The organism is Vibrio sp. 2-Bac 85 (assembly GCF_037546705.1).
Taxonomy (GTDB): Bacteria; Pseudomonadota; Gammaproteobacteria; order Enterobacterales; family Psychromonadaceae; genus Psychromonas.
The window spans coordinates 109,324-132,279 of sequence record NZ_JALAAB010000001.1; the positions used below are offsets into that span (position 1 = coordinate 109,324).

General features: G+C 37.3%; 21 protein-coding genes. 11 read left to right on the forward strand and 10 right to left on the reverse strand.

Going from position 1 to position 22,956, the window contains the following annotated elements; translation table 11 throughout:
* Positions 1–167: 167 nt before the first annotated feature.
* Entirely contained in the window at positions 168–2,429 is a 2,262-nt protein-coding gene (locus MT390_RS00515) for a nitric-oxide reductase large subunit (RefSeq protein ID WP_499438994.1), read from the reverse strand.
* Between the two features lie 262 nt (positions 2,430–2,691).
* On the opposite strand from MT390_RS00515, the gene MT390_RS00520 reads away from it, so the two are divergent.
* Entirely contained in the window at positions 2,692–3,141 is a 450-nt protein-coding gene (locus MT390_RS00520; RefSeq protein ID WP_160064118.1) for an RrF2 family transcriptional regulator, read from the forward strand.
* A gap of 142 nt (positions 3,142–3,283) precedes the next feature.
* Here the strand turns inward: MT390_RS00520 and hemE are convergent, their stop codons facing one another.
* Complete coding sequence (gene hemE, locus MT390_RS00525; protein ID WP_166368154.1) at positions 3,284–4,348, reverse strand: uroporphyrinogen decarboxylase; 1,065 nt, start codon at positions 4,346–4,348, stop codon at positions 3,284–3,286.
* Positions 4,349–4,514: 166 nt separating this feature from the next.
* Positions 4,515–5,321, reverse strand: a complete 807-nt coding sequence (nudC, locus tag MT390_RS00530; RefSeq protein ID WP_499438996.1) for an NAD(+) diphosphatase — start codon at positions 5,319–5,321, stop codon at positions 4,515–4,517.
* Positions 5,322–5,867: 546 nt separating this feature from the next.
* Here nudC and rsd point away from each other — a divergent pair.
* A complete protein-coding gene (gene rsd / locus MT390_RS00535; protein WP_499438998.1) occupies positions 5,868–6,341 on the forward strand; it encodes a sigma D regulator in 474 nt (157 codons plus the stop codon).
* Between the two features lie 196 nt (positions 6,342–6,537).
* On the opposite strand, the gene MT390_RS00540 is transcribed toward rsd, so the two are convergent.
* Both MT390_RS00540 and MT390_RS00545 read right to left on the reverse strand, forming a co-directional pair.
* On the reverse strand, positions 6,538–6,879 hold the full coding sequence (locus tag MT390_RS00540) for a DUF3802 family protein (protein ID WP_166368160.1): 342 nt from the start codon (positions 6,877–6,879) through the stop codon (positions 6,538–6,540).
* 99 nt (positions 6,880–6,978) lie between these two features.
* The gene (locus MT390_RS00545; protein WP_499438999.1) at positions 6,979–8,307 is read right to left on the reverse strand and encodes a peptidoglycan DD-metalloendopeptidase family protein; all 1,329 of its coding nucleotides are present in this window, start codon (positions 8,305–8,307) and stop codon (positions 6,979–6,981) included.
* Between the two features lie 246 nt (positions 8,308–8,553).
* On the opposite strand from MT390_RS00545, the gene metK reads away from it, so the two are divergent.
* Both metK and MT390_RS00555 read left to right on the forward strand, forming a co-directional pair.
* A complete protein-coding gene (metK, locus tag MT390_RS00550; RefSeq protein WP_166368164.1) occupies positions 8,554–9,702 on the forward strand; it encodes a methionine adenosyltransferase in 1,149 nt (382 codons plus the stop codon).
* A 33-nt stretch (positions 9,703–9,735) separates the two neighbouring features.
* A complete protein-coding gene (locus MT390_RS00555) occupies positions 9,736–10,233 on the forward strand; it encodes a SprT family zinc-dependent metalloprotease (protein WP_499439000.1) in 498 nt (165 codons plus the stop codon).
* A gap of 924 nt (positions 10,234–11,157) precedes the next feature.
* On the opposite strand, the gene MT390_RS00560 is transcribed toward MT390_RS00555, so the two are convergent.
* The 3 genes from MT390_RS00560 to MT390_RS00570 form a co-directional block, all read right to left on the reverse strand.
* Positions 11,158–11,901, reverse strand: a complete 744-nt coding sequence (locus MT390_RS00560; protein ID WP_499439001.1) for a TrmH family RNA methyltransferase — start codon at positions 11,899–11,901, stop codon at positions 11,158–11,160.
* Between the two features lie 78 nt (positions 11,902–11,979).
* A complete protein-coding gene (rimI, locus tag MT390_RS00565) occupies positions 11,980–12,444 on the reverse strand; it encodes a ribosomal protein S18-alanine N-acetyltransferase (RefSeq protein WP_346774304.1) in 465 nt (154 codons plus the stop codon).
* Entirely contained in the window at positions 12,428–12,823 is a 396-nt protein-coding gene (locus MT390_RS00570) for a DNA polymerase III subunit psi (protein ID WP_166368168.1), read from the reverse strand. Before MT390_RS00570 ends, rimI begins: the two co-directional genes overlap by 17 nt.
* A 410-nt stretch (positions 12,824–13,233) precedes the next feature.
* Between MT390_RS00570 and MT390_RS00575 the strand changes: the two genes are divergently transcribed.
* The 4 genes from MT390_RS00575 to MT390_RS00590 all read left to right on the forward strand — a co-directional run bounded on the left by MT390_RS00575 (position 13,234) and on the right by MT390_RS00590 (position 18,653).
* The gene (locus MT390_RS00575; protein WP_166368170.1) at positions 13,234–14,940 is read left to right on the forward strand and encodes a dipeptide ABC transporter ATP-binding protein; all 1,707 of its coding nucleotides are present in this window, start codon (positions 13,234–13,236) and stop codon (positions 14,938–14,940) included.
* 60 nt (positions 14,941–15,000) lie between these two features.
* The gene (locus tag MT390_RS00580; RefSeq protein ID WP_299662972.1) at positions 15,001–16,551 is read left to right on the forward strand and encodes an ABC transporter substrate-binding protein; all 1,551 of its coding nucleotides are present in this window, start codon (positions 15,001–15,003) and stop codon (positions 16,549–16,551) included.
* A 175-nt stretch (positions 16,552–16,726) separates the two neighbouring features.
* On the forward strand, positions 16,727–17,704 hold the full coding sequence (locus tag MT390_RS00585; RefSeq protein WP_499439003.1) for an ABC transporter permease: 978 nt from the start codon (positions 16,727–16,729) through the stop codon (positions 17,702–17,704).
* 1 nt (position 17,705) lies between these two features.
* Entirely contained in the window at positions 17,706–18,653 is a 948-nt protein-coding gene (locus MT390_RS00590) for an ABC transporter permease (protein WP_166368176.1), read from the forward strand.
* Between the two features lie 109 nt (positions 18,654–18,762).
* Here MT390_RS00590 and MT390_RS00595 read toward each other — a convergent pair whose 3' ends face one another.
* Complete coding sequence (locus MT390_RS00595; protein ID WP_499439004.1) at positions 18,763–19,056, reverse strand: Fis family transcriptional regulator; 294 nt, start codon at positions 19,054–19,056, stop codon at positions 18,763–18,765.
* A gap of 222 nt (positions 19,057–19,278) precedes the next feature.
* Between MT390_RS00595 and MT390_RS00600 the strand changes: the two genes are divergently transcribed.
* Positions 19,279–19,437: a hypothetical protein gene (locus MT390_RS00600; protein WP_166368180.1), complete on the forward strand. Its 159-nt coding sequence runs from the start codon at positions 19,279–19,281 to the stop codon at positions 19,435–19,437.
* Positions 19,438–19,981: 544 nt separating this feature from the next.
* On the opposite strand, the gene MT390_RS00605 is transcribed toward MT390_RS00600, so the two are convergent.
* Positions 19,982–20,926, reverse strand: a complete 945-nt coding sequence (locus MT390_RS00605; RefSeq protein WP_499439006.1) for a YeiH family protein — start codon at positions 20,924–20,926, stop codon at positions 19,982–19,984.
* A gap of 235 nt (positions 20,927–21,161) precedes the next feature.
* Between MT390_RS00605 and MT390_RS00610 the strand changes: the two genes are divergently transcribed.
* Positions 21,162–21,602, forward strand: a complete 441-nt coding sequence (locus MT390_RS00610; RefSeq protein WP_499439008.1) for a dCMP deaminase family protein — start codon at positions 21,162–21,164, stop codon at positions 21,600–21,602.
* A 98-nt stretch (positions 21,603–21,700) separates the two neighbouring features.
* Complete coding sequence (locus MT390_RS00615) at positions 21,701–22,489, forward strand: ABC transporter permease (protein ID WP_166368186.1); 789 nt, start codon at positions 21,701–21,703, stop codon at positions 22,487–22,489.
* Positions 22,490–22,956 lie beyond the last annotated feature (467 nt).

Genomic DNA, 22,956 nt, shown 5'->3' on the forward strand with positions numbered 1-22,956 from the left:
GACCTTTTGAGTCATAGGATTTTGATCTTCTTCAGCTAAAAATAAACTAACTTTTCTTAACTGTTCGGTATTACGCTAACAAGCGTCATTTTTATTCATTATACGTTAATTAGAATCATGACTTATAAGCAATACAAACGTCGCAACACCAATCAAAGAGGCTTAAGTTAACATTTCGATTTCACTATTTTTTCTGGCGAAAAAAAGACACCTTTAGTCACTTGCCAAGTGACTGCTAATGCACCAATCATAAACACGATGTCACCGATGGTACGTGTCCAACGCAATGTAACTAATGTATCACTTTGCATAACGGCTTCACTACGTGCATACCAAAGCCCCTCTGATGCACTCGCAATAAATTGAATAATGCCAATGGGTAATAAGCTAGTAAATAACATCAGTGCTAAGCCTATATTCATCCACCAAAAAGAAACCTTCATTAAACGCTCATCAAATTTCAAATGAGGGCGAATGTATCTTAATACCAATAAGGTAAAGCCGAGCGCTAAGAAACCGTACACACCAAATAATGCAGCATGCGCATGGGTTGCCGTCGTATTAAGACCTTGAATGTAATATAAAGAGATTGGCGGATTGATCATAAACCCTAATACGCCAGCGCCTAACATATTCCAAAAAGCAACTGCAACAAAGTACATAATAGGCCATTTCACACTGTCCATCCAAGGCGCACGATTTTGCAACTTATAGTGCTCCCAAGCTTCATATCCAAGCACAATTAGTGGCACAACTTCGAGTGCACTAAAGGTCGCACCGACTGCCATAACAGGTGTTGTCGTACCAGAAAAATACAAATGATGGAAAGTACCCGGAATACCCCCTAACATGAATAATGAGGCAGATGCTAATGAAGCCACTGTCGCCATACGTTGAGAAACTAATCCCATATTAAAGAAAATAAATGCCAACGCAGTAGTAGCAAAAACTTCAAAGAAACCTTCAACCCATAGATGTACAATCCACCAACGCCAATATTCCATCACAGAGAGATGTGTTCTTTCACCGTAGAAGAAACCCGCCCCATAAAATAAACCAATCGCGATACATGAGAACATAAATAAAACTAATAAGTTTTTATCACCTTTCTGTTTCAACGTCGGCGCAATACAACGCATCATCAACGTTAACCACAATACAAGCCCAATAAATTTACCAATTTGCCATAATCGCCCTAAATCAACATATTCATAACCTTGATGGCCTAGCCAAAAATTTAAATTTGCTGGCATTATTTGCGCAATCGCTAAATAATTACCTATAAATGAGCCAACAACGACCAGAACCAGTGCCCAAAAAAGCACATCAACACCGAGTTTTTGGAATCTAGGATCTTTACCTCCATTGATGACAGGTGCTAAAAATAATCCTGCCGCTAAAAAACCACTGGCGATCCAAAATAAAGCAGATTGAATATGCCAAGTACGCACTAAACTATAAGGAAACCATTCTGAAGTTTGAATACCGTAAAAGCCTTGACCTTCAACGGTATAATGTGCGGTGAGTGCCCCCATAAAAATTTGAAAAGTAAATAAAGCCACAACCAAGAATAAATATTTACCTAATGCTTTTTGCGAAGCTGTTAACGCGAAAGATAAGATAGGATCATTGAGTGGCGCAACAGGTTCACTTTCATCTTCTTTTCGTAAAAATGCCCAAGCCCATACTAAAGCACCAATACCGGCAACCAACAATACAATACTCACAACAGACCATAAAATATTTTCAGTAGTGGGTTTATTATCGATTAATGGTTCATGCGGCCAATTATTTGTATAAGTTGCATTACCGTCACTACGTTCAGTTGAGGCAGCCCAAGCGGTCCAAAAAAAGAATTCAGTTAAACGCTCCCTTCTCTCTGCACTTGGTAATGTCACCTCTTTCATGGCATAATTTTCACGCGTTTTTTGTAATTCAGGTGCACCGCCAAAGAGCGCATTATAATACTCACCCGTTTGCTCAATCGCTTGCAGACGCCTTACAGATAACGTGACTGTATTTTTCTCATGATCATAGGTATTTGTTCTGTAATCATTTTTAAGTTTATATTGTAATGTGTTTTGCTGCTCTCCAGTTAATCGATCAAAAGGTTTAGCAAACTCGTCCATTGCCGCTAAATCCAACCAATTAACAAGTTCTCGATGTAACCAATCCGCTGTCCAATCAGGCGCTTGATAAGCGCCATGACCCCATATTGATCCCAGTTGCATCCCACCTACTGATTGCCAAGCCGTTTGACCGTCTAATATTTTTTCTTCCGTTGTAAAAATATCACCACTTTCAGAAACAAATGATGCTGGTATCGGTGGTGCTGTACGATAAATTTCTGTTCCGTAGTAACCTAATAATGAAAAGGTAATGGCAAGCACCCCTAAGAGGGTCCACCACAATTTTTTATACTCTCCCATAACATGCTCCTTTTGATGAGTATTTAGCCTTTAATTAACAACCTTAAATTCAAAAACTTCTAAAATAAAAATCCTTTATTTAACTTACAAATAAAAGATGCATTTTAAATGAATCTTATTTGAGTGCGATTTTACATACAAAATTAAAGATGTAAACTATATGTATCTTATAAATCGATGCATTTAAAATAATTCTTTAAGATATTAAGGCGGTAGAGACAAAATAATGCCATTATTAAATATCATTACTTAGGTGCTTTATATGAACATTTCTCGTTTTACCGATTACTCATTACGAGTATTAATTTACCTTGCGGCTGCAAAAGAAACTTCCCACATTATCACTATTAAAGAAGTCGCTGAGCGATATCAAATATCAAAAAATCATTTGATGAAAGTAGTGCAGGAACTTAGTGCCAACAATCATATCAATGCAACTCGGGGGAAAAATGGAGGAATAAAGCTTAATACAGCGCCTGAAAATATAAATATAGGCCAGTTGGTACGCTCTATAGAACAAGGTTCAACATTGGTTGAATGCTTTGGAAAAGATAACCAATGTGTGATCACATCAAGTTGCCAGCTAAAAAGAATGTTTGCACAAGCAATGGAATCTTTCTTTGATTGTTTAGATCAATACACGTTAGCTGATTTAATCAAAGGAGAGAATAAAGCTGCACTCAGACAGGTACTTATGATCCCAATAGAATAAACGGCTCTTTGCAAAAGAAAAAACACCTTAACCGACAATCAATATTAAGATGCCAAGCATAACCATATGATGAATAAGCACTGGCTAGAAACGAAAAAACATACCGAAGTATGTTTTTTTAGTGAATAAATATTAACAGTCTTTATTTGTGGTAAGGCACACTTAATTCATGCACGGCATCTACAAACACTTTCGCATTTTCAGGTGGTACATCCAAATGAATACCATGTCCTAAATTAAACACATGACCATTGCCTGTACCAAAACCTTCTAAGATAGTCGCCACTTCTTGGCGAATACGTTCTGGTGATGCATATAACATCGATGGGTCCATATTACCTTGCAATGCCACACGTGAACCAACACGTGCTTTTGCTTCTTTAATATCAATTGTCCAATCTAGACCAATTGCATCACAACCAGTATCAGCGATTTGTTCGATCCATTGACCGCCATTCTTTGTGAATAAAGTTACCGGAATTTTTTGACCATCGTAGTTACGGGTTAAACCATCCACTATTTTATGCATATATTGTAATGAGAAGTCTTTATAATCGCGTGGCGACAAAATACCACCCCAAGTATCAAAGACCATCACAGATTGAGCACCTGCAGCAATTTGTGCATTTAAATAAGCAATCACAGAATCTGCCAATTTATCTAATAACAGATGTAATGTTTGCGGTTCAGCAAATGCCATTTTTTTAATTTTAGTGAAGAATTTTGAACCGCTTCCTTCAACCATATAAGTTGCTAACGTCCATGGGCTACCAGAGAAACCAATTAATGGCACTTCGCCTTTTAAATCACGACGAATGGTACGGACCGCATTCATTACATACTGAAGTTCACCTTCAGGATCTGGCATGATCAGGTTATCAACATCTTTTTTACAGCTGATAGGACGCTCAAATCTAGGGCCTTCACCTTCTGAGAAATATAATCCTAAGCCCATTGCATCGGGAATAGTTAAAATATCAGAAAAAAGAATCGCTGCATCTAGGTCAAATCGACGTAAAGGCTGCAACGTCACTTCACAAGCTAAATCTGCATTACGGCAAAGCGACATAAAGTCACCCGCTTGTGCTCGAGTCGCTTTATATTCAGGTAGATAGCGGCCTGCTTGACGCATCATCCAGACAGGTGTTTTATCTACTTCTTGCTTTAACAAAGCACGAATATAACGATCGTTTTTTAATTCAGTCATTGGTAACCTTTTCTTTTCTGTCTATTGATGGCGCGCCGAGTTTACAAGTCAGCTTAATTATTGGCGCATATACTAACATTTAAAATAAATGAACGCGCCTTAATCCTGTTTTGTCGTTCAAAATTTTTAACTAGCCATATAACTAACAATACAATTGGCGACACAATTAGCGACATCTTTTAAGTGTTTTTTCGATTAATTTACGTGCAATTGTGCCATGCCTTGGTATCACTGGTAAATTATTTGCATCATACCAATTTGCTTCAATTAACTCATGCGGGTCAACTTTTAGTTCACCTGAATCATAATCAGCAATAAAGCCCATCATTAATGAATGAGGGAAAGGCCAAGGCTGGCTGCTTACATAACGGATATTTTTAACTTTAATCCCCACCTCTTCAAAAACCTCACGCTCAACACAAGCCTCTAAAGTTTCACCCGCTTCGGTAAACCCTGCTAACGTTGTATAAACAGGATAGTTTTCCTTTTGGTGACGGTTGTGCAATGCCAGTAATATCTGCTTATGTTTACGGATTGCAACAATAATACAAGGGGAAACACGCGGATATGTCCGATGTTGGCAATGGTAGCACTTCATCGCTACTTCCCAATCAATGGGCTGCATTTTTTGTCCGCATTGACCGCAGAATTGATGGGTTCTATAAAACAATGCGATTTGAAATGCACGCCCAGCCATATCAAATAACAGATCATCAATTCGCCCTAATAACGAACGCAATGTGACGTATCCACCTAAACCAATATCTAAGCTACCTTCAACTTCTATTAGGTAACAAGGTTGATCTTTATATTGTCCTAACAATCGTTTATTAGTCGTTACCCCTTCAGGAAAAGGTAACTCATTAACATTGCCAAAGGGAATGAAATCACCTTTATCCAACGCAACTAACTTACCTTCTGATAAAATAAACCACCATGCGTTTTCATCTAACGCAGTTTGTAACTCTGCCATCTTAAATACTCGTTTTGGGGAGGAATAAATAATGTATACCCGTTATCATTCAAAATACAAAAATCAGCTCGCAGTGAGGTAAACAAGCTATAGGCATAAAGGTGAAGTTCTAACGGGTTATATCAAAACTTTTTCCCGTTTTATAACAGGAACGAAGATGATTACCTCACGACTTGCCCTATGGGTAGCTAACTCGAAAATCAATGCTGCGTTGTAACATTCGATAAGGACTAGTCATTGTCATCATGTTACGCCTTGCCTTGATATCCGAGTTAGCTACTGAATAATGCATTTTGATTGGTAACGGGTATAGTGCAATATCAAACCACTATTGAACAAGTGTTATTTTTTATTCTCGTTTTAGTTGTTCGTTACAATGGTAACGATTAATATAAAATATTAGTATTTGAAGCGATTACATTGGGCATAAGCTCACAGTAATTGTGGTGATTGCTATATAAACTAAATTTATATTGACGAGCGCCATTATTTCACTTAATTTTTAGTCAGTTAGTTTTGTAGCTATTTCATTTAAAAGAGGTTTTTATGCTTAAAAAAATAAAACAAGCAAAAGAAGAATGGGGTGGTGAACTATCTGTTTTAGATAATTGGTTAGATGCACGTCAAAAACTCGTTGTCTTATACTGTGAATTAGCGGGCCTGCCACCCTACCAACAAGAAAAACGCTGCTTACCTAAACAAGAGGTGATCACAGAGTTTTGCCAGCAGTTATTGGATTATGCTTCAACAGGACATTTTGAAGTGTATGAGCAAATCATTGAACAATCGAGAATGGATGGCATAGAGAATTTAAAAATTGCTCAAGAGTTATATTCTCGTATCACCACCACGACGGATGTGGCGTTGAATTTTAATGATACCTATGCAGAAAACGTATCGGATAAAACATTGTTAAACTTTGACCATGATATTTCAGAGTTAGGTCAAGTAATGGAAAGCCGATTTGAACGTGAAGATCAGCTATTAGAAGTAGTACACCTTCATCATACTATTCGTTAATCTGTGGATATTGATTACGCATTATGGCGATCTTAATGGCGCTATTATCAATGTTTAACCATACAAAGTGGTGATGTAAAGCATTGATATATAATCTGCATATAAAAAAACCAATCGTATAAATTGGTTTTTTCGTTTTATCTTTGTAACTTTTTCTTTGTAATAACAATTATGTGTAGCGACAAACTAAGAAAAACTACAAATGCGCTACCTGCGAATCCAAGCTATTTTTTAATAATAAAAAATATTCTTCTATGAACATTTGCTGTTCATTGGTTGCTTTTTGCTCCCAGCTTTTACCTAGTATCTGCTCAATATCTTCAACTAATTGGTCACCTTCAGCAACAACAATTAAACGAGTTTCATTACTTAGTTGGGGCTGTTGTGAACAAAAGTTCATCAGCATATCGGAAACTTGATCAAGAACGATATCAGAAATAGGTTGCCCAGTGCGTGAACCTGATTTTTGTTCAAATATCGCTAAATTATCAGCAAAATAATTTATGCATTGTTCATATGCATCACTTTTTAATAACATCCAATACCCTTTCTTCTTTAATACATCGGCTTAATAATTAACAACCCATACATTAATAACTAGTTTTATTAATAAATATTAATGACTATCAATTTTATCCTACAACTCGCCCATTTCACGTAATGAAAGGTCGCGTCGTTGGTTGAAGGCTTTTATATCTTTCTGTGGCACTTCTTGTGATAAAGGCAGATCAACCTTCATCGCATCAACCGGTTTGTTATAAACATGAAATTCATAATGTAAATGAGCACCTGTAGAGCGTCCTGTATTACCCGAGCGAGCAATCAATTTACCCATTTCTACACGTTGCCCCTTACGTACTAATATTTTGCTTAGATGTAAGAAACGAGTTGTATATTTACGACCATGTTTGAGCACAATATAATTACCTGCAGCAGGGTGATAACCAGCCCTTACCACAACGCCATCACCGGTAGCATAGACATTAGTACCAACAGGAACAGCGAAATCAGTTCCATTATGAGGACTTACTCGTTTAGTAATCGGGTGTAACCGACGAGGATTAAAGCGCGAGCTAATACGAGGATGTCCATTGACTGGGTAACGACGATAAGCTTTGCTTAAACCTTTACCGTCTTTGTCATAATAGCGGCCATCTTCGTTTAAAAATGCGGTATAGGTACGTGATCGGGTTTTAAGCAAAATAGCTAATACTTCACTATCAAAACTATAAACCCCATCTATATATTGTTTAGCCACTAACACATGATAGCTATCCCCAACGCGAAGTTGACGATTAAAATCAAACTTATCTTGCAAGGCACGAGATACTTGTTGGATTTGGCTAGCGGATAATCCAGATTTTTTTGCGCTAACATAAAAGCTGCCAGTAACGCTGCCTTGATAATAACTATTACGCCACTCTCCTTCTTTAACCTCTAAGTTCGATACATAAGCACCATCTTTTAAAACAAAACTTAATGTATTAGCGCGGTCGATAATCACTTTTAAGGATAATAATTGATTACTAGGGCTAACCAAAAGTTGTACTTCTTGCCCTGGCAGTAAATTAGCAAGGCGTAAATGCTCCGTATCAACCTCTAATAACTCTTGTAAAGCTGCCGCTGACAAACCTTCTTTAGAAAAAATTTCACTTAACGTATCACCCGCAGAAATAGTGATGTCTATTTCTCGGTTGGCAGAAAAGTCAGGAAGTAATGTTTTATTTGCATCATGATTTACTGTTGCTGGCTCAGCAACCGCATAGTCATCTTTTAATGACTCACTAATAGGAAGAGTTAATTCACGTTTAATTGTTTTTCCATTAGGGTTAGAAGCAGGAATAAGGCTAATAATCAGTAAAAAAACAAATAAAGAGATAACTAACCAAAAGTGTAAGCGAGGTAAGTGATTTACTAAAGTAAGCACTTTTTTAAACATAATTTTAATTTGATGTAACAAAGGCATAGAGAGTCTCGATTAGACAGAAGAAACATAACCGTAAAATAAAATGCCAGCGAGTATAACCTATAGCACAGCATGTTTAAGAAAATTTACAGTAATTTTAACCACCTTTGACCAATAAAGTAAGCAAACAGTTCTATCTTATTTATAAATAATAGGGTGTTATCCATCACAAAAAAATGTATTATGGACGTCTAGATGTAAAAACATCCAAAATAATTTATTTAAATAGCCCGAATAGGAGTTCACATGTCACGTGACTTATTTACTTCAGAATCAGTTTCTGAAGGTCATCCAGATAAAATCGCCGATCAAATTTCTGATGCCGTACTTGATGCCATTTTAAAACAAGATACTAAAGCACGCGTTGCTTGTGAAACTTACGTAAAAACGGGCATGGTCATGGTAGGCGGTGAAATCACCACTGATGCCTGGGTTGATATTGAACAAATCACACGTGATACCGTACGTGAAATTGGTTACACAAGTTCAGAAATGGGCTTTGATGCCGACTCTTGTGCCGTACTAAACGTAGTAGGTAAACAATCTCCTGATATTAACCAAGGTGTAGACCGCTCTGACCCTCGTGAACAAGGTGCCGGTGACCAAGGTTTAATGTTTGGTTACGCGACCAATGAAACAGAAGTATTCATGCCTGCGCCAATTACATATGCTCACCGTCTTGTAAAAAGACAAGCGGAAGTACGTAAAAGTGGCCAACTAGATTGGTTACGTCCAGATGCTAAAAGCCAAGTTACCTTTGCTTATGACCAAGGTAAAATCGTCGGTATTGATGCCGTTGTACTTTCAACGCAACATCGTGAAGATATTAAACAATCAGATTTAGTTGAAGCGGTAATGGAAGAGATCATTAAACCGGTTTTACCTGCTGAATGGTTAACTGAACGTACTAAATTCCACATTAATCCAACCGGTCGTTTTGTGATCGGTGGGCCAGTAGGCGACTGTGGTTTAACAGGACGTAAAATAATCGTAGATACTTACGGTGGTACAGCACGTCACGGTGGTGGTGCATTTTCTGGTAAAGATCCTTCAAAAGTAGACCGAAGTGCAGCTTATGCAGCACGTTATGTCGCAAAAAATATTGTTGCTGCAGGTTTAGCTGACCGTTGTGAGATCCAAGTGTCATATGCAATTGGTGTTGCAGAGCCAACATCAATCAGCGTTGAGACATTTGGTACTGAAAAAGTAGCAAAAGACTTAATCGTTAGCTTAGTAAGCGAACATTTTGACCTACGCCCTTACGGTTTAATCGAAATGTTAGATCTAATCAAACCTATTTATCAAGAGACAGCAGCTTACGGACACTTTGGTCGTGAGCAATTCCCTTGGGAAGCACTAGATAAAGTAGACGCTCTTAAAGCGGCTGCATTTTAATTTAAGCGTTTTATAAAAACGATTTAATATTGAATGATGCTAACGCTTGAAGATAAAAAAGCACTCGCAGTGAAAGGTGAAGATTGTTTCATTTTAGCCGAGTGCTTTTTTGATCGCGCTTTTCCTCGCCCCACTTACTTCTTTAATCAACGTGGTCGAAGCGCAGGTACTGCACATCTACAAAAAAACCTGATTAAATTCAATCCAATCTTATATCTACAAAATAAAGCTATTTTTATTGAGCATGTCGTTGCCCATGAAATTGCACATTTAATTACTTACCAGCTTTACGGTAAAGTCAAACCACACGGTAAAGAATGGCAACAGATCATGACACAGGTTTTTCATTTACCTGCCAATACAACCCATCAATTAGATATTACAGATGTTCAAGGTAAATTATTTATTTACCGCTGCTCTTGCTCGCAGCATCAATTAACTGTTCGTCGACATAATAATATTAAAAAAGGCACTCGTTATTTATGCCGAAAGTGTAAGTCGACTTTAGTCTTTTCTGAACAAGAAAATTAAGCGTTAACAATCAATAGAAATGAAAGAATTAAGAATTAAGAATTAAGAATTAAGAATTGAAAGTTAAGATTTAAGATTTTTTATAGGGAAATGAATATTTATGATACTTCGAGGTGTAAAAATAGCTAAGCTGGGAAATCAACTTGTAAAGTGGGATTAATATTGCAGGCTACTCCAACCCCCCGCCTTTGTAGCTGCAATATTAATTTTACCGATTACCATTTAACTCATTACTATCTATCAACAGCTGGCATATCCTGCGAAAAATAGCATCAATCTAAATCGAACGCCTGTGTGCGCAAACCTTCAATCAAAATTTCATAATAAATAAAACGTTATCTATTATCATGAGTCATGGTTTTTGGTGTTACCTAGCATGGAGACTCTCAGTAACAACCATCGACAAAATACTGAACTAACAACAATCAACATTAACTTCATGGCTTAAATGTTCAATGCTTAATTACTGTTAGCTATAACGACAGTATTCTTGCCAACGACAAGATGATAATAGATATCATTACCATCTGTCAACCTTTTAACGACACTATTTTCAAAAATGCAGGAAAGGTGTTTTTTACGGCACAAAATTAAACTTACCTTTGATGTCATCTTTATTACTTTAATCAGGATAAAAATAAACGCTAATTAAGTGCTTTCGATAGCAATTAGAAGTGATCAGTGACGTGGTTTAATGGACTCTACCCTGAACTATCAACTGAAGATCTTAGTTTAAGGTCTGACTTTAAGGTGTGGCTTTAAGGTATAGCTTTAAAGTGTGAGCTTTTGAGATATAAGCAGGCGGTCTGAACATTGCCATAGGGCGATTAAAACTAAGCAGATGCGAAAAAATAAGGTGAATAATAATGAGGAGTTCATTCACATGATCCGGCCTATCAGACCGGATTATTAAGGGATAAAAACCTAACGCTTAAAATTATCTAAAATGATTCCCGTGGCCATTGCTACATTCAATGACTCTGCCTGGCCAAAGTTAGGAATTGTTATTTTATCGCTAATATACTGACTTACTTCAGTAGAAATACCATGTGACTCACTACCCATCACAATAAATGCGGCACTAGCTAGTTCACTACGATGAATGTTCTTTCCTTCTAAGAAAGCGCCGTAAATAGGTTTAACCTGTGCAGATAAATACTCACTAAGCTCAGTATGACTGACTTGCACACGCGCAAAAGATCCCATTGTTGCAGCAATCACTTTAGGGTTATAAAGGTCCGCACAGTCAGGGCTACAAATAATATGCTCAATCCCATACCAATCTGCAACACGAATAATAGTACCTAAGTTGCCCGGGTCCCCCACTTGATCTAACACTAAGATCAATTCGTTTTCACCTATTTCTGGAATAGCATACTGTTTGCATTTAACTACTGCTATCACACTATTATTAGTTTTTAAGGTCCCTGCTTTTTGTAACTCTTGTTGCGTACTCTCAATGGTCAAAGCCACTAATTTGTTAGCACTTAATGTATCTGCATGGTGATTAATATATTCACTGGTCGCAAATAAATTAACTATCTCAAAAGTTGAGTTAAATAACTCACTGACGTTTTTTTCACCCTGTACTAAAAACAATCCCAATTTCTTACGTTGCTTTTTCTGCTCTAAGGAGTGGATGAGTTTTAACTGATTTTTAGAGATCATAAATTTCCAATGGTCTATAACTTTAAAGAGCTACTTTATGACTTTTTAAAGTTTGTTTATAAGCAGGTGCAAATAAGTTTATAAATAACAACACATGATAATAGCATCTTCACGGCCATTATCGGCGGGATAATAAGCAGGCCGAATGTCCACTTCTACAAAATCTAACGCTTGATACAGTTTGATTGCAGGCGTATTAGAAGCTCTAGCTTCTAGCCAGATTTCCTGTTGCGATAGCGAGAGTGAAAAGGTTTTTAAATAATTTAACAATGCTCGACCCAGACCAGCTCCTTGATAAACAGGAGAAATAGCTATATTCATCAGGGTCACTTCACCTGCAACATAACTAGCAACAAAATAACCGACGACCTTATCATCAAGCATGATCACATGATTAATATAACGCTTACCAAAATTACTCAGAAAGATTTTTTCAGACCAAGGGTGACTATGAGCCTGCACCTCAATCGCTAATACTTCAGGGAGATCGGTAATCGCCATGGCAATAATAGATGTTACAGATTGTTTATTGTTGATAGGCACAGAACTGCTTCCAAAGTACTTTTTTAGCCGCTGCATTTGTCGCAAGTTCAGCTAAAGAAGGTGAATTTAATAATTGATGAGACGGTGAAGAAGCAATCTCTCCAAGTGTAGACCAAATCAATGTGGGTAAATTACCCTGTTGATTCTCAAATTGCGCTAAAGAGCAATAAACCACCTGATCAGATTTTATTTGAAAAGCACTAATGATAGCAGCCATCAACTCATGTTTTGCATCCTCTTCTGTACACACGACTAACAGTTTGCATGCAGATAAATTTAACTGCTTAAGAGCTTCTTCAGTTTTAAATAGCGCCGGTTTTCTTACTTGCCAGTGGGTAATACCCATTTCTTGTAAAAAAACAGCCTGTTGATGTTTCATAACGAGCCTAAAATAAAAATATTGATGATTTCAAGGTGTAAATATAACACTGATTAGTATCCGATCGAAGCTTTACAGAGGTTATAAAATGAAACCATTAAAAAGTACAAGAATTAGGCAAATGCTTACCTAAAAGTTGTATTTATGAGGCGATTAATGCGATTGAAAATAAACCACTTAACCGCTTGCGGTTATTTAACATACAAAATTAATGCTGTTAATTTGAAGTCATAGCCAAAATTAGCATGAAAGAATTGTCGATATCGATTCCCTAAATTAATGTGATCGATTGAAAATTTATTGGATTTAGTAAGAAAAAGGATGCTATAAATGTGTTTTCAATCACAAAAACATATATATACAAGGTTTTATCAAACTAAAATTCTTAAAGCCTGCAGGGAATAATTAAAATGGCGTTATTAGAAGTTAAAAACCTTCGTATTGAATACCCGTCTCGTTTTGGTGTACATGCAGCGGTCAAATCGCTTTCATTTTCGATCAATCGTGGTGAAATAGTTGGCGTTGTAGGAGAGTCTGGTGCAGGTAAATCTACAGTTGGTAATGCGATCATAGATTTATTAAGCCCTCCCGGTGTCATTGCTGCTGGTGAAGTTTTTTTAGATGGTGAAAAAATATCAGGTTTAACACTTGAGCAGATGCGTAAAGTGCGCGGTAATAAAATTGGTTTTATTTTCCAAGATCCAATGACGTCGCTTAATCCTCTTTTCACCGTTGAGCAACAGTTACTAGAAACCATTCATGCCAATTTAAATGTGAGTCAAGGTGAAGCATTAAAACGTGCTATCAACTTAATGCAACAAGTGGGTATTCCAGAGCCTGAAGTTCGAATTAAACAATATCCGCATCAATTTTCTGGCGGTATGCGCCAACGCGTGGTTATTGCGATCGCATTATCTGGTGAACCCGATTTAATTATTGCCGATGAACCAACCACGGCACTTGATGTGTCTATTCAAGATCAAATACTGACATTGATCCGTAGTTTATGTATTGAAAAAAATGTTGGCTGTATGTTGGTAACCCACGATATGGGTGTAGTGTCTAACGTAACCGACAAAATAGCGGTAATGTATCGTGGTGATTTAGTTGAGTTTGGTGAAACGGCTAAAGTGCTAGGCGATCCGGATCATGAATATACGCGTAGCTTAATTTCAGCAGTACCACGTTCAGATAGAAAGCTTGATCGGTTTCCGCTTGTTAGTTACATCGAAGAAGCACATGAACTGCAAGCCTTGGATATTAAAAATCATTGGTTAGGACAAAGTGAAGAACAGCGTGATTATGATGGTCCACTATTAAATGTTGAGAATGTCAGTTTACGTTTTGTCACTAAAGACTCATTCTTTGAGAGCAAACGCGAATACGTTCAAGCCAACAAAAACGTCAGCTTTAGTATTAATGAAGGTGAAACTTTTGGTTTAGTGGGTGAGTCCGGCTCAGGAAAATCAACGATTGCACGTGTTATTACCGGCTTATTTCCGCCTAACGAAGGCAAAATAACTTTTGAAGGTATTGACTTAACTGCGATTAAATCGGAACGTGAACGTCGCCCTTTCCGTCGTCAAATGCAAATGGTATTTCAAAACCCATACACGTCGATGAACCCGCGCATGAAGATTTACGATATTATTGCCGAGCCTATTCGCTTTCATAAACTAGCCGCTAATGAATCACAAATACAACAAATCGTATTCGATTTATTAGACCATGTGGGGCTAGGGAGAATGGCGGGTGTTAAGTACCCTCATGAATTTTCCGGTGGTCAACGTCAACGTATCTCTATTGCGCGTGCTTTAGCAACCAGACCACGTTTATTAATTTGTGACGAACCAACATCAGCACTTGATGTATCGGTACAGGCACAGATTCTAAATCTACTTAAAGATTTACAAGATGAGCTAAATCTAACCATGCTATTTATTAGCCATGATTTACCCGTTATACGCCAAGTATGCGACCGCATCGGTGTGATGCAACAAGGAAAATTATTAGAAGTAAACGAGAGTGAGCAATTATTTACCCATCCTCAACACCCTTATAGCCAGCATTTAATTTCATTGATGCCTGAGTTTAAAGGGTTGCGGAGTAGTATCTAAACAAAATTTCACCATTATAAAGTTAATAATTAAATGTTTTTTTCATAAAAGGAGTTGTAAATGAAGTTTTTAAAAACAAAATTAGCCATCGCATTACTTGCTACAGGGTTAAATTTTTCAGCCACTGCTGCTGATATCACCATTGCCTATGATTCGGACCCAGTAACACTTGATCCACATGAGCAACTTTCTGGTGGTGTGCTACAAATGTCACACATGTTATTTGATCCACTAGTGCGCTTTACTAAAGAATTTGATTTTGAGCCTCGTTTGGCTGAAAAATGGGAACGTGTAGATGATAACACCTTCCGCTTTACACTTCGTAAGGGTGTCAAATTCCATTCAGGTAATACAATGACGGCTGATGACGTTGTTTGGACATTTAATCGTTTAAAAACGTCTCAAGACTTTAAAAACGTATTTTCACCGTACGAGAAGCTAGTAAAAATAGATGATTACACGGTTGAGCTCGTTTCATTTGAACCGTACCCATTAGTACTACAAACGGCCACTTACCTTTTCCCAATGGACAGTAAGTTCTATTCAGGTGATATGGACGGTGTAGATAAATCAATTATCATTAAACATGGTGGTTCATTTGCATCAACACACGTTTCAGGTACGGGCCCATTTACTATTGAATCTCGTGAGCAAGGCGTAAAAGTAGTATTTGACCGTTTTGACAATTACTGGGATACAAACTCACCAGGTAATGTTGATAAGCTAACCTTGGTGCCAATTAAAGAGAATGCAACTCGTGTTGCTGCGCTACTTTCTGGAGATGTGGACTTAATTCACCCAGTTGCACCTAACGATCAAAAACGTGTTATCGATACTAAAAACATCGAGCTAACCACGGTTGCTGGTACCCGTATTATTACACTACAAATGAACCAAAGTTCAAATGAAGCGTTAAAAGATGTACGTGTACGCCAAGCTATTGTGTATGCAATTAACAATGAAGCTATTGTGAAAAAAATCATGAAAGGTTTTGCAACAACAGCGGGACAACAAGGCCCTGCAGGTTATGCCGGTTATGATGCAAATTTAACGCCTCGTTATGACTTGAAAAAAGCAAAACAATTGATGAAAGAAGCGGGTTATGAGAAAGGCTTTAAATTATCAATGATTGCACCTAATAACCGTTACGTAAATGATGCACAGATTGCGCAAGCAGCTTCATCAATGCTAGCTAAGATTGGTATTACTGTAGATTTAAAAACTATGCCTAAAGCACAATACTGGCCTGAGTTTGATAAATGTGCAGCGGATATGCTGATGATTGGTTGGCATTCAGATACTGAAGATTCTGCAAACTTCTCTGAGTTCTTAACCATGACTCGTGATACGGAAACGGGTAGAGGCGCTTACAACTGTGGCCATTACTCAAATCCTAAAGTAGATAGCTTAGTAAACACAGCCAATGCAGAAACAGATCCTGCAAAACGTGCCGCAATGTTACAAGAAGTTGAACAAATTCTATATAACGATGCTGCATTTGTGCCGCTTCATTGGCAGAACCTTGCTTGGGGTGCAAAATCTACTCTAAATGTTTCACCTATTGTTAATGCATTGAACTTCCCGTACTTAGGCGATTTAGTTGTTAAATAAAGGTAGCATTCAGGCTGAGATAATTTAAAGCCTGCTTAATTACAGGCTCTTGTTGTATAAAAAGAGCCTATTTTAGTTTGCTACCTAATAGGTAAAATAAACAACTTTAATTTTTTAACTCCACAATAAAACGACCCAACCTTTGGGTCGTTAATCATTTTATAGGAAACAACTGATGTTTACCTTTTTGGTCCAGCGACTTTTCCAAGCATTAATCGTAATGTTTGTGATCAGCCTAGTCGCATTTGCAATCCAAGATAACCTAGGCGATCCACTTCGAGAAATGGTAGGCCAATCCGTATCAGAAGCAGAACGACAAGTTTTACGTGATGAACTTGGGTTAAATGACTCTTATGCCACCAAGTACACTCGTTTTATTACTAGTGCAGTGCAAGGAGATTTAGGTAACTCTTATTTCTTTAAGCGCCCTGCCGTAGACGTTATTTTAGATAAGTTACAAGCGACCATGGAATTAGTATTGGGCGCGACACTGATCATTATAGTGGTATCCATTCCCCTTGGTGTTTATTCCGCAATTCATCCCAAAAGCTTATGGACTAAGCTAATCATGGCATTCAGTAGTATCGGCATTTCGATCCCTGTTTTCTTAACCGCTATTATTTTAATGTACATTTTTGCCATTGAACTGCAGTGGTTACCCTCCTATGGCCGCGGGGAAACTATCTCGGTACTCGGTTGGGAAACGGGCTATTTAACCAAAGATGGTTTATTACATTTAGTCTTACCTTGTATCTCACTCGCCTCTATTATGCTGCCTTTGTTTATTCGTTTGGTACGTTCAGAGATGCTAGAAGCATTAAGCTCTGAATATGTAAAATTTGCGACGGCTAAAGGCTTAGCAATGAATAAAATTTATTATCAACATGCTCTTAAAAACACCATGCTGCCAGTACTTACCGTCGGCGGTGTTCAAATTGGGACCATGGTTGCTTATACCATTTTAACGGAAACTGTTTTCCAATGGCCTGGTACTGGCTTCTTATTTCTAGAAGCGATCAATCGTGTTGATACTCCACTCATTACGGCCTATGTGATCTTTGTAGGACTTATTTTTGTGGTCACTAATACTATCGTTGATTTGTTATACGGCGTAGTTAATCCAACTGTTAACATCACTGGGAAAGGAGCATAAAATGAATAGTGTTACTCAACAAAATACTGCTCCATCACGCTGGCAGCAACTAAAGGATTCTGACTTTATTTACCACTTTAAACGCGACAAAGTGGCGATGTTTAGTTTTGTTTTATTCTTAACCTTTTTTCTTGCTGCACTATTTGCACCGGTTATTTCACCAACTAATCCCTATGACTTAATGTCCATCGACTTGATGGATTCTGAGTTACCACCCTCATGGTTAGAAGGCGGCGAGTCTCGCTTTTTACTTGGGACTGATGACCAAGGGCGCGACATTTTATCCACCATCTTATATGGTTCAAGGTTGTCATTAACGATTGGATTTTTGGCCGTTGCAGTGCAATTAGTATTGGGCATAGTGATAGGTTTATCAGCAGGATATTTTGGTGGTCGTATAGATAGCTTTTTAATGCGTTTTGCCGATGTTCAATTATCATTTTCAACTATGATGGTTGCGATCATTATCACAGCTATTTTTAAGGCAAGCTTTGGTGCTGAATTTTTTGCTGATTATGCGGTGGTGATGTTAGTGGTGATCATTGGGGTCGCAGAGTGGCCTCAATATGCACGTACTATTCGAGCCTCGGTATTAGCAGAAAAGAAAAAAGAGTATGTAGAAGCTGCGCAGGTGATGGGCTTTAGGTCAATGCGGATCATGTTCCGTCATATTCTACCTAACTGTTTATCGCCTATTTTAGTCATTTCAACGGTACAAGTTGCCAATGCAATTATGTCTGAAGCGGCTTTATCGTTTTTAGGCCTTGGTTTACCCGTTGACCAACCTTCATTAGGCGCCCTGATCAGTATCGGCTTTAAATACATATTCTCTGGAGCATGGTGGATAACTATCTTCCCAGGCATTGTATTAATCAGCTTGGTATTAGTGATTAACTTATTAGGGGACTGGTTACGTGATGTATTTAATCCCAAAATATACAAAGGTTAATTGAACCGCTACATTAACTCAGCGTGGAATTAAATTAACTCAGCGTGAAACAGTACGCTGAGTTAATTCTTTGCTTTAACAAACCTGACAACAGCCGACTCTCCTATCATCAAGCAACCACAAACTTCACTTGTTTATTAACGTCTTTTAAATTTATCCCCACTGCCATTAAATGTTTCACAATTAATTTCTTTAACACAACATCTTGCTGATCGCGTTGTAACTGTTCAATAGCTTGTACCGAGCCAAAGCCACAACTTATTTGTAAAGAAGCCGGAAATGCATCGTATTTCACGCTATGAGTTATCCATTGATAGTCTTGCACTGTATCCAATGCTATTTCACAAACTTCAGTTAATGCTGCACGTAAATTATTATCTATTTTTTTATCTGTCTTTCTCATAGAGCCCCTCTTTTGGTATTTATAAATCTTCATTCTCTACAGAATACTAATAGGTAATGATTGACTAAGCCGGAATGATATTAGTTAGAACAATTTTGTATTATCGCTTTTGCTTAAGCTTGTTAATAATAGGTCCTGTTCACCAGTAAATGATATCAACAGTAAATGATAACAGCAGCACACGATAGCAACATTAAACAACAACTACTAATAGAAGGGCTTATGTTTAAAACAAAATTCATGATCACTCTCGTGTTCATAGCGATCATTCTCGCTATTTTAAGCCATGGCATTATGGCTGCCGCATTTTCATTATTAGCATTTTCACTATTATTCTATTATGTGAGTACACAGAAAAGTGATAAACCGCCTCATGAATAGATGCGCAGTATTGCTTATTAATGAATAGGTTACTTTATTCTTTAGTACAGTATTTCAATGTTAGTAAAATAAGAAGCCTTTCTTAGAGCAATACAATGAAGATCTCAAACCGATTCTAGACAGTGAAAAAATAATTTTTTAGCAGGATCAGCCGCACATCAAATAATAATGTTTAATAAAAAAGACAAGGTAATAGTGATATTCGAGAAGGATAAAACTTGAAAGGTGGAAGCTGATACTTGATAGCGATTACTCCCAATCAATAGTGTCGAAAACGATAACAGAATAACAAACTGGTCAAATTTATTGTTATTAAAACGCCCTTACAATACCCCCTACTTCTTATAACCTTTGACCGAATGATAATATAGTTAAAAAAACAGCGCAGTGCTTGCTACGCTAAATTTCCCCGTTGGCGGCCTCGTTTGAACCTTACGCTTGAACCTTAAATCATCTGCTTACAGCAATTAATATTATTTCACTTTGTTAGTGTTCGTTGGCCCAAACATAAAGATAACGAGGATAGTTGTAACTATCGTTAGACCTAAACTAGTTCAATATAAGCCAGTACCACTGTTGCAATAGTTATCCATAATAAAACACCCAGTAACATTGGTTTATAACCTGCATTTTTAATGGTGCGCACGGTAATGCCACAGCCAATTAAAAATAAACACAATACTAATAAACGCTTACTAACAAAAAATACATGTTGGTATAAAGCATCAAACTGCGGTATGAAATGCGCTATAGCGATAGCCACACAGTAGTAAATAATAAACATCGGCACGGTTATTTTCTTGCTGTCACCCTTAAAAATAATCGCACTAATGAAAGCAATTGGAATGATCCATAAAGCCCGCGCTAATTTAACAGTGGTGGCTATTTGCAATGCTTCATCGCCATAGGCTGAAGCAGCACCCACAACTGATGATGTATCATGGATGGCAATCGCACTCCATAAACCGAAATTATATTGGCTCATACCCAAGGCGTGACCGATAAGAGGAAATACAAACAGCGCAATACTATTTAAAATGAATACAGTGGCTAGGGCATGAGAGGTTTGTTCACTATTTGCTTGAATAGCAGGTGCGACTGCGGCAATGGCACTGCCTCCACAAATGGCGGTACCAGAAGAAACTAAGTGGCCAGTTTTCGCATCAATCTTAAATACCTTCGTTAGCAGCATACCAATCAATAATGTACTAAAAATAGATCCTACAATTAAGCCCAGATTACCCGCGCTCGCTTGAATTGCTTGATCAACATTAATACCAAATCCCAGCCCTACTATAGAAAGCGCCAGCAATTTTTTGGTGAGCTTAGCAACATCAATTTGAGTCGGCACTAACCCTATTGTAGCGAGCGTAAAACCTAGGACCAATGCTATTGGAGAGGAGATAATAGGAAACAAACATAACACGCCTACTACAACAAATATCATCATATTTTTATTACATTGTAATTTAGAGAAAATAAATGTCATAACTGCTCCTCGATTGATTAAAAATCATCATATACAAGGGTTAGCATTAAGCATATTCTAAACTATTTAATCATAGGTTAAATTAAACTTAACACAGCAATTACTGATTACTAATTTATTGCCATATTACAAAATAAAGTGTTAATTATCTGTTAATAATTAAATACTAAAGCTTGTGTCATGAGCGACTGTTCAGCACAATAGATAAACAACATGATAAAGGATTACAATAAATATGATTTCTAAATGGGCAGTACGATTCATCCAAATGGCAGAGCTCGTTGCATCATGGAGTAAGGATCCCTCTACACAGGTAGGTGCCGTTATTACCGAACATAACCGCATTGTTTCATTGGGTTTTAATGGTTATCCGCAGGGGATTTCTGATAGTGCTGAAACCGACAATCGTGAAATTAAATTACTCAAAACCCTGCATGCTGAAGAGAACGCAATTTTATACGCAAAACGTGACTTGAAAGGCTGTGAAATATGGGTCACTCATTTTCCTTGCCCAAATTGCGCAGCAAAAATAATCCAAACAGGTATCAAAGCAGTACATTGCCCTGCACAAAGTGAAGATTTCCTATCACGCTGGGGAGATAAAATTAGACTCAGTGAAGAGATGTTTAATCAATCAGGTGTTAGCGTTGACTGGCTACCAGTTGACGATCAATAAGCACCATTATTTAATTCCTACAATATTTTACGATAAAAATTACAAACCATCCTAACAACTAAGATGGTTTGTGAAATAAATCCGTAGCAAGGGGTGATATGCAAGCAAGTATTGATATTAGCTGGCCACAGCTCGGATTATTTGCATCATTACTATTAATCCCTCTTTTTATTAATGCCCATTTCAAATTAGGGATCAATAAAAGCACAATAATTTCATTGCTACGAATGCTTGTACAACTCTTTTTGCTGGGGTTGTACCTCGAATATATCTTTGCATTAGATAGTATCGCCTTAAATATCACTTGGGTGATATTAATGATTGCAATGGGTAGCTATAGCATAATCAGTAAAAGTGACTTATCAAGTCGGAAACTATTATTGGCGAATGCGTTAGCATTAAGTTGTGCTTTATTGCCCTTATTATTAGTCATGTCACTACTGGTCATTCAACCCTCGCCACGTTACAACGCACAATATATGATCCCTTTAGCTGGTATGCTTTTAGGCAATAGTTTAAGCGGTAACATTGTTGCATTACAGACTCTATTTGATGCCTTTAAACAACGTCAGGATGAATATGAAGCCGCCATTGCATTAGGTGCAAGTCCTTATCAAGCATCGTTTCCTTTTTTACAACAAGCAATGAAAAAAGCACAAGCTCCTATTTTAGCGTCGATGGCAACCACTGGTATTGTGACTTTGCCCGGAATGATGACCGGACAAATATTAGGTGGTGTTACGCCGATGGTCGCCATCAAGTATCAGTTACTTATCTTGATCGCTATTTTTGTGATGCTCAGTGTGTCGTTAAGCATCACATTATTACTGAGTTTGCGTTATAGCTTAGCCAACAACGGACTCATTAAAATAAAGCTTAATAGCTAACTATCTGATTAAAATATAAAAGAAATAAAAATAATGCTTTCTTTTTAGCTTTTTATTGGTTAGTATTCAATTCGCTCTGGAAAATCAGAGTTATTAATGTAATATAAAGTCCAAGTTATCCTCAGTTACATCGTTATCGTTGTCCTTAGAATTACCTTTAGCTTCTCAAATCATTCAATAATTCCGATCCCAGTTTTACGCAATGTTGCGTTACTAACTAATAGCCGCTTTAGATGTTTTATTAAAAATATCATTTGATAAAAAAGATAAATTATCACGGTGAAAAAATTAAACTCCATAAGGAAATATATGGCTCGCTCTACAGGTAGAAAAAGATTTTGGTTCCAACAGAACAAAGATGAACAACAAATAATTGAACAAAAAGAAACAACAAAAGATAACTAGAAAATACTGTCGCACTTTTAACAAGAGCAGATTAGCCCCGCTCGGTTAACAAGCAGTCTGAA

Coding starts and splice junctions, on each gene's coding strand:
- MT390_RS00515 (WP_499438994.1), bottom strand. CDS start 2,429: ATGGGAGAGTATAAAAAATTGTGGTGGACCCTCTTAGGGGTGCTTGCC.
- MT390_RS00520 (WP_160064118.1), top strand. CDS start 2,692: ATGAACATTTCTCGTTTTACCGATTACTCATTACGAGTATTAATTTAC.
- hemE (WP_166368154.1), bottom strand. CDS start 4,348: ATGACTGAATTAAAAAACGATCGTTATATTCGTGCTTTGTTAAAGCAA.
- nudC (WP_499438996.1), bottom strand. CDS start 5,321: ATGGCAGAGTTACAAACTGCGTTAGATGAAAACGCATGGTGGTTTATT.
- rsd (WP_499438998.1), top strand. CDS start 5,868: ATGCTTAAAAAAATAAAACAAGCAAAAGAAGAATGGGGTGGTGAACTA.
- MT390_RS00540 (WP_166368160.1), bottom strand. CDS start 6,879: ATGTTATTAAAAAGTGATGCATATGAACAATGCATAAATTATTTTGCT.
- MT390_RS00545 (WP_499438999.1), bottom strand. CDS start 8,307: ATGCCTTTGTTACATCAAATTAAAATTATGTTTAAAAAAGTGCTTACT.
- metK (WP_166368164.1), top strand. CDS start 8,554: ATGTCACGTGACTTATTTACTTCAGAATCAGTTTCTGAAGGTCATCCA.
- MT390_RS00555 (WP_499439000.1), top strand. CDS start 9,736: ATGATGCTAACGCTTGAAGATAAAAAAGCACTCGCAGTGAAAGGTGAA.
- MT390_RS00560 (WP_499439001.1), bottom strand. CDS start 11,901: ATGATCTCTAAAAATCAGTTAAAACTCATCCACTCCTTAGAGCAGAAA.
- MT390_RS00570 (WP_166368168.1), bottom strand. CDS start 12,823: ATGAAACATCAACAGGCTGTTTTTTTACAAGAAATGGGTATTACCCAC.
- MT390_RS00575 (WP_166368170.1), top strand. CDS start 13,234: ATGGCGTTATTAGAAGTTAAAAACCTTCGTATTGAATACCCGTCTCGT.
- MT390_RS00580 (WP_299662972.1), top strand. CDS start 15,001: ATGAAGTTTTTAAAAACAAAATTAGCCATCGCATTACTTGCTACAGGG.
- MT390_RS00585 (WP_499439003.1), top strand. CDS start 16,727: ATGTTTACCTTTTTGGTCCAGCGACTTTTCCAAGCATTAATCGTAATG.
- MT390_RS00590 (WP_166368176.1), top strand. CDS start 17,706: ATGAATAGTGTTACTCAACAAAATACTGCTCCATCACGCTGGCAGCAA.
- MT390_RS00595 (WP_499439004.1), bottom strand. CDS start 19,056: ATGAGAAAGACAGATAAAAAAATAGATAATAATTTACGTGCAGCATTA.
- MT390_RS00600 (WP_166368180.1), top strand. CDS start 19,279: ATGTTTAAAACAAAATTCATGATCACTCTCGTGTTCATAGCGATCATT.
- MT390_RS00605 (WP_499439006.1), bottom strand. CDS start 20,926: ATGACATTTATTTTCTCTAAATTACAATGTAATAAAAATATGATGATA.
- MT390_RS00610 (WP_499439008.1), top strand. CDS start 21,162: ATGATTTCTAAATGGGCAGTACGATTCATCCAAATGGCAGAGCTCGTT.
- MT390_RS00615 (WP_166368186.1), top strand. CDS start 21,701: ATGCAAGCAAGTATTGATATTAGCTGGCCACAGCTCGGATTATTTGCA.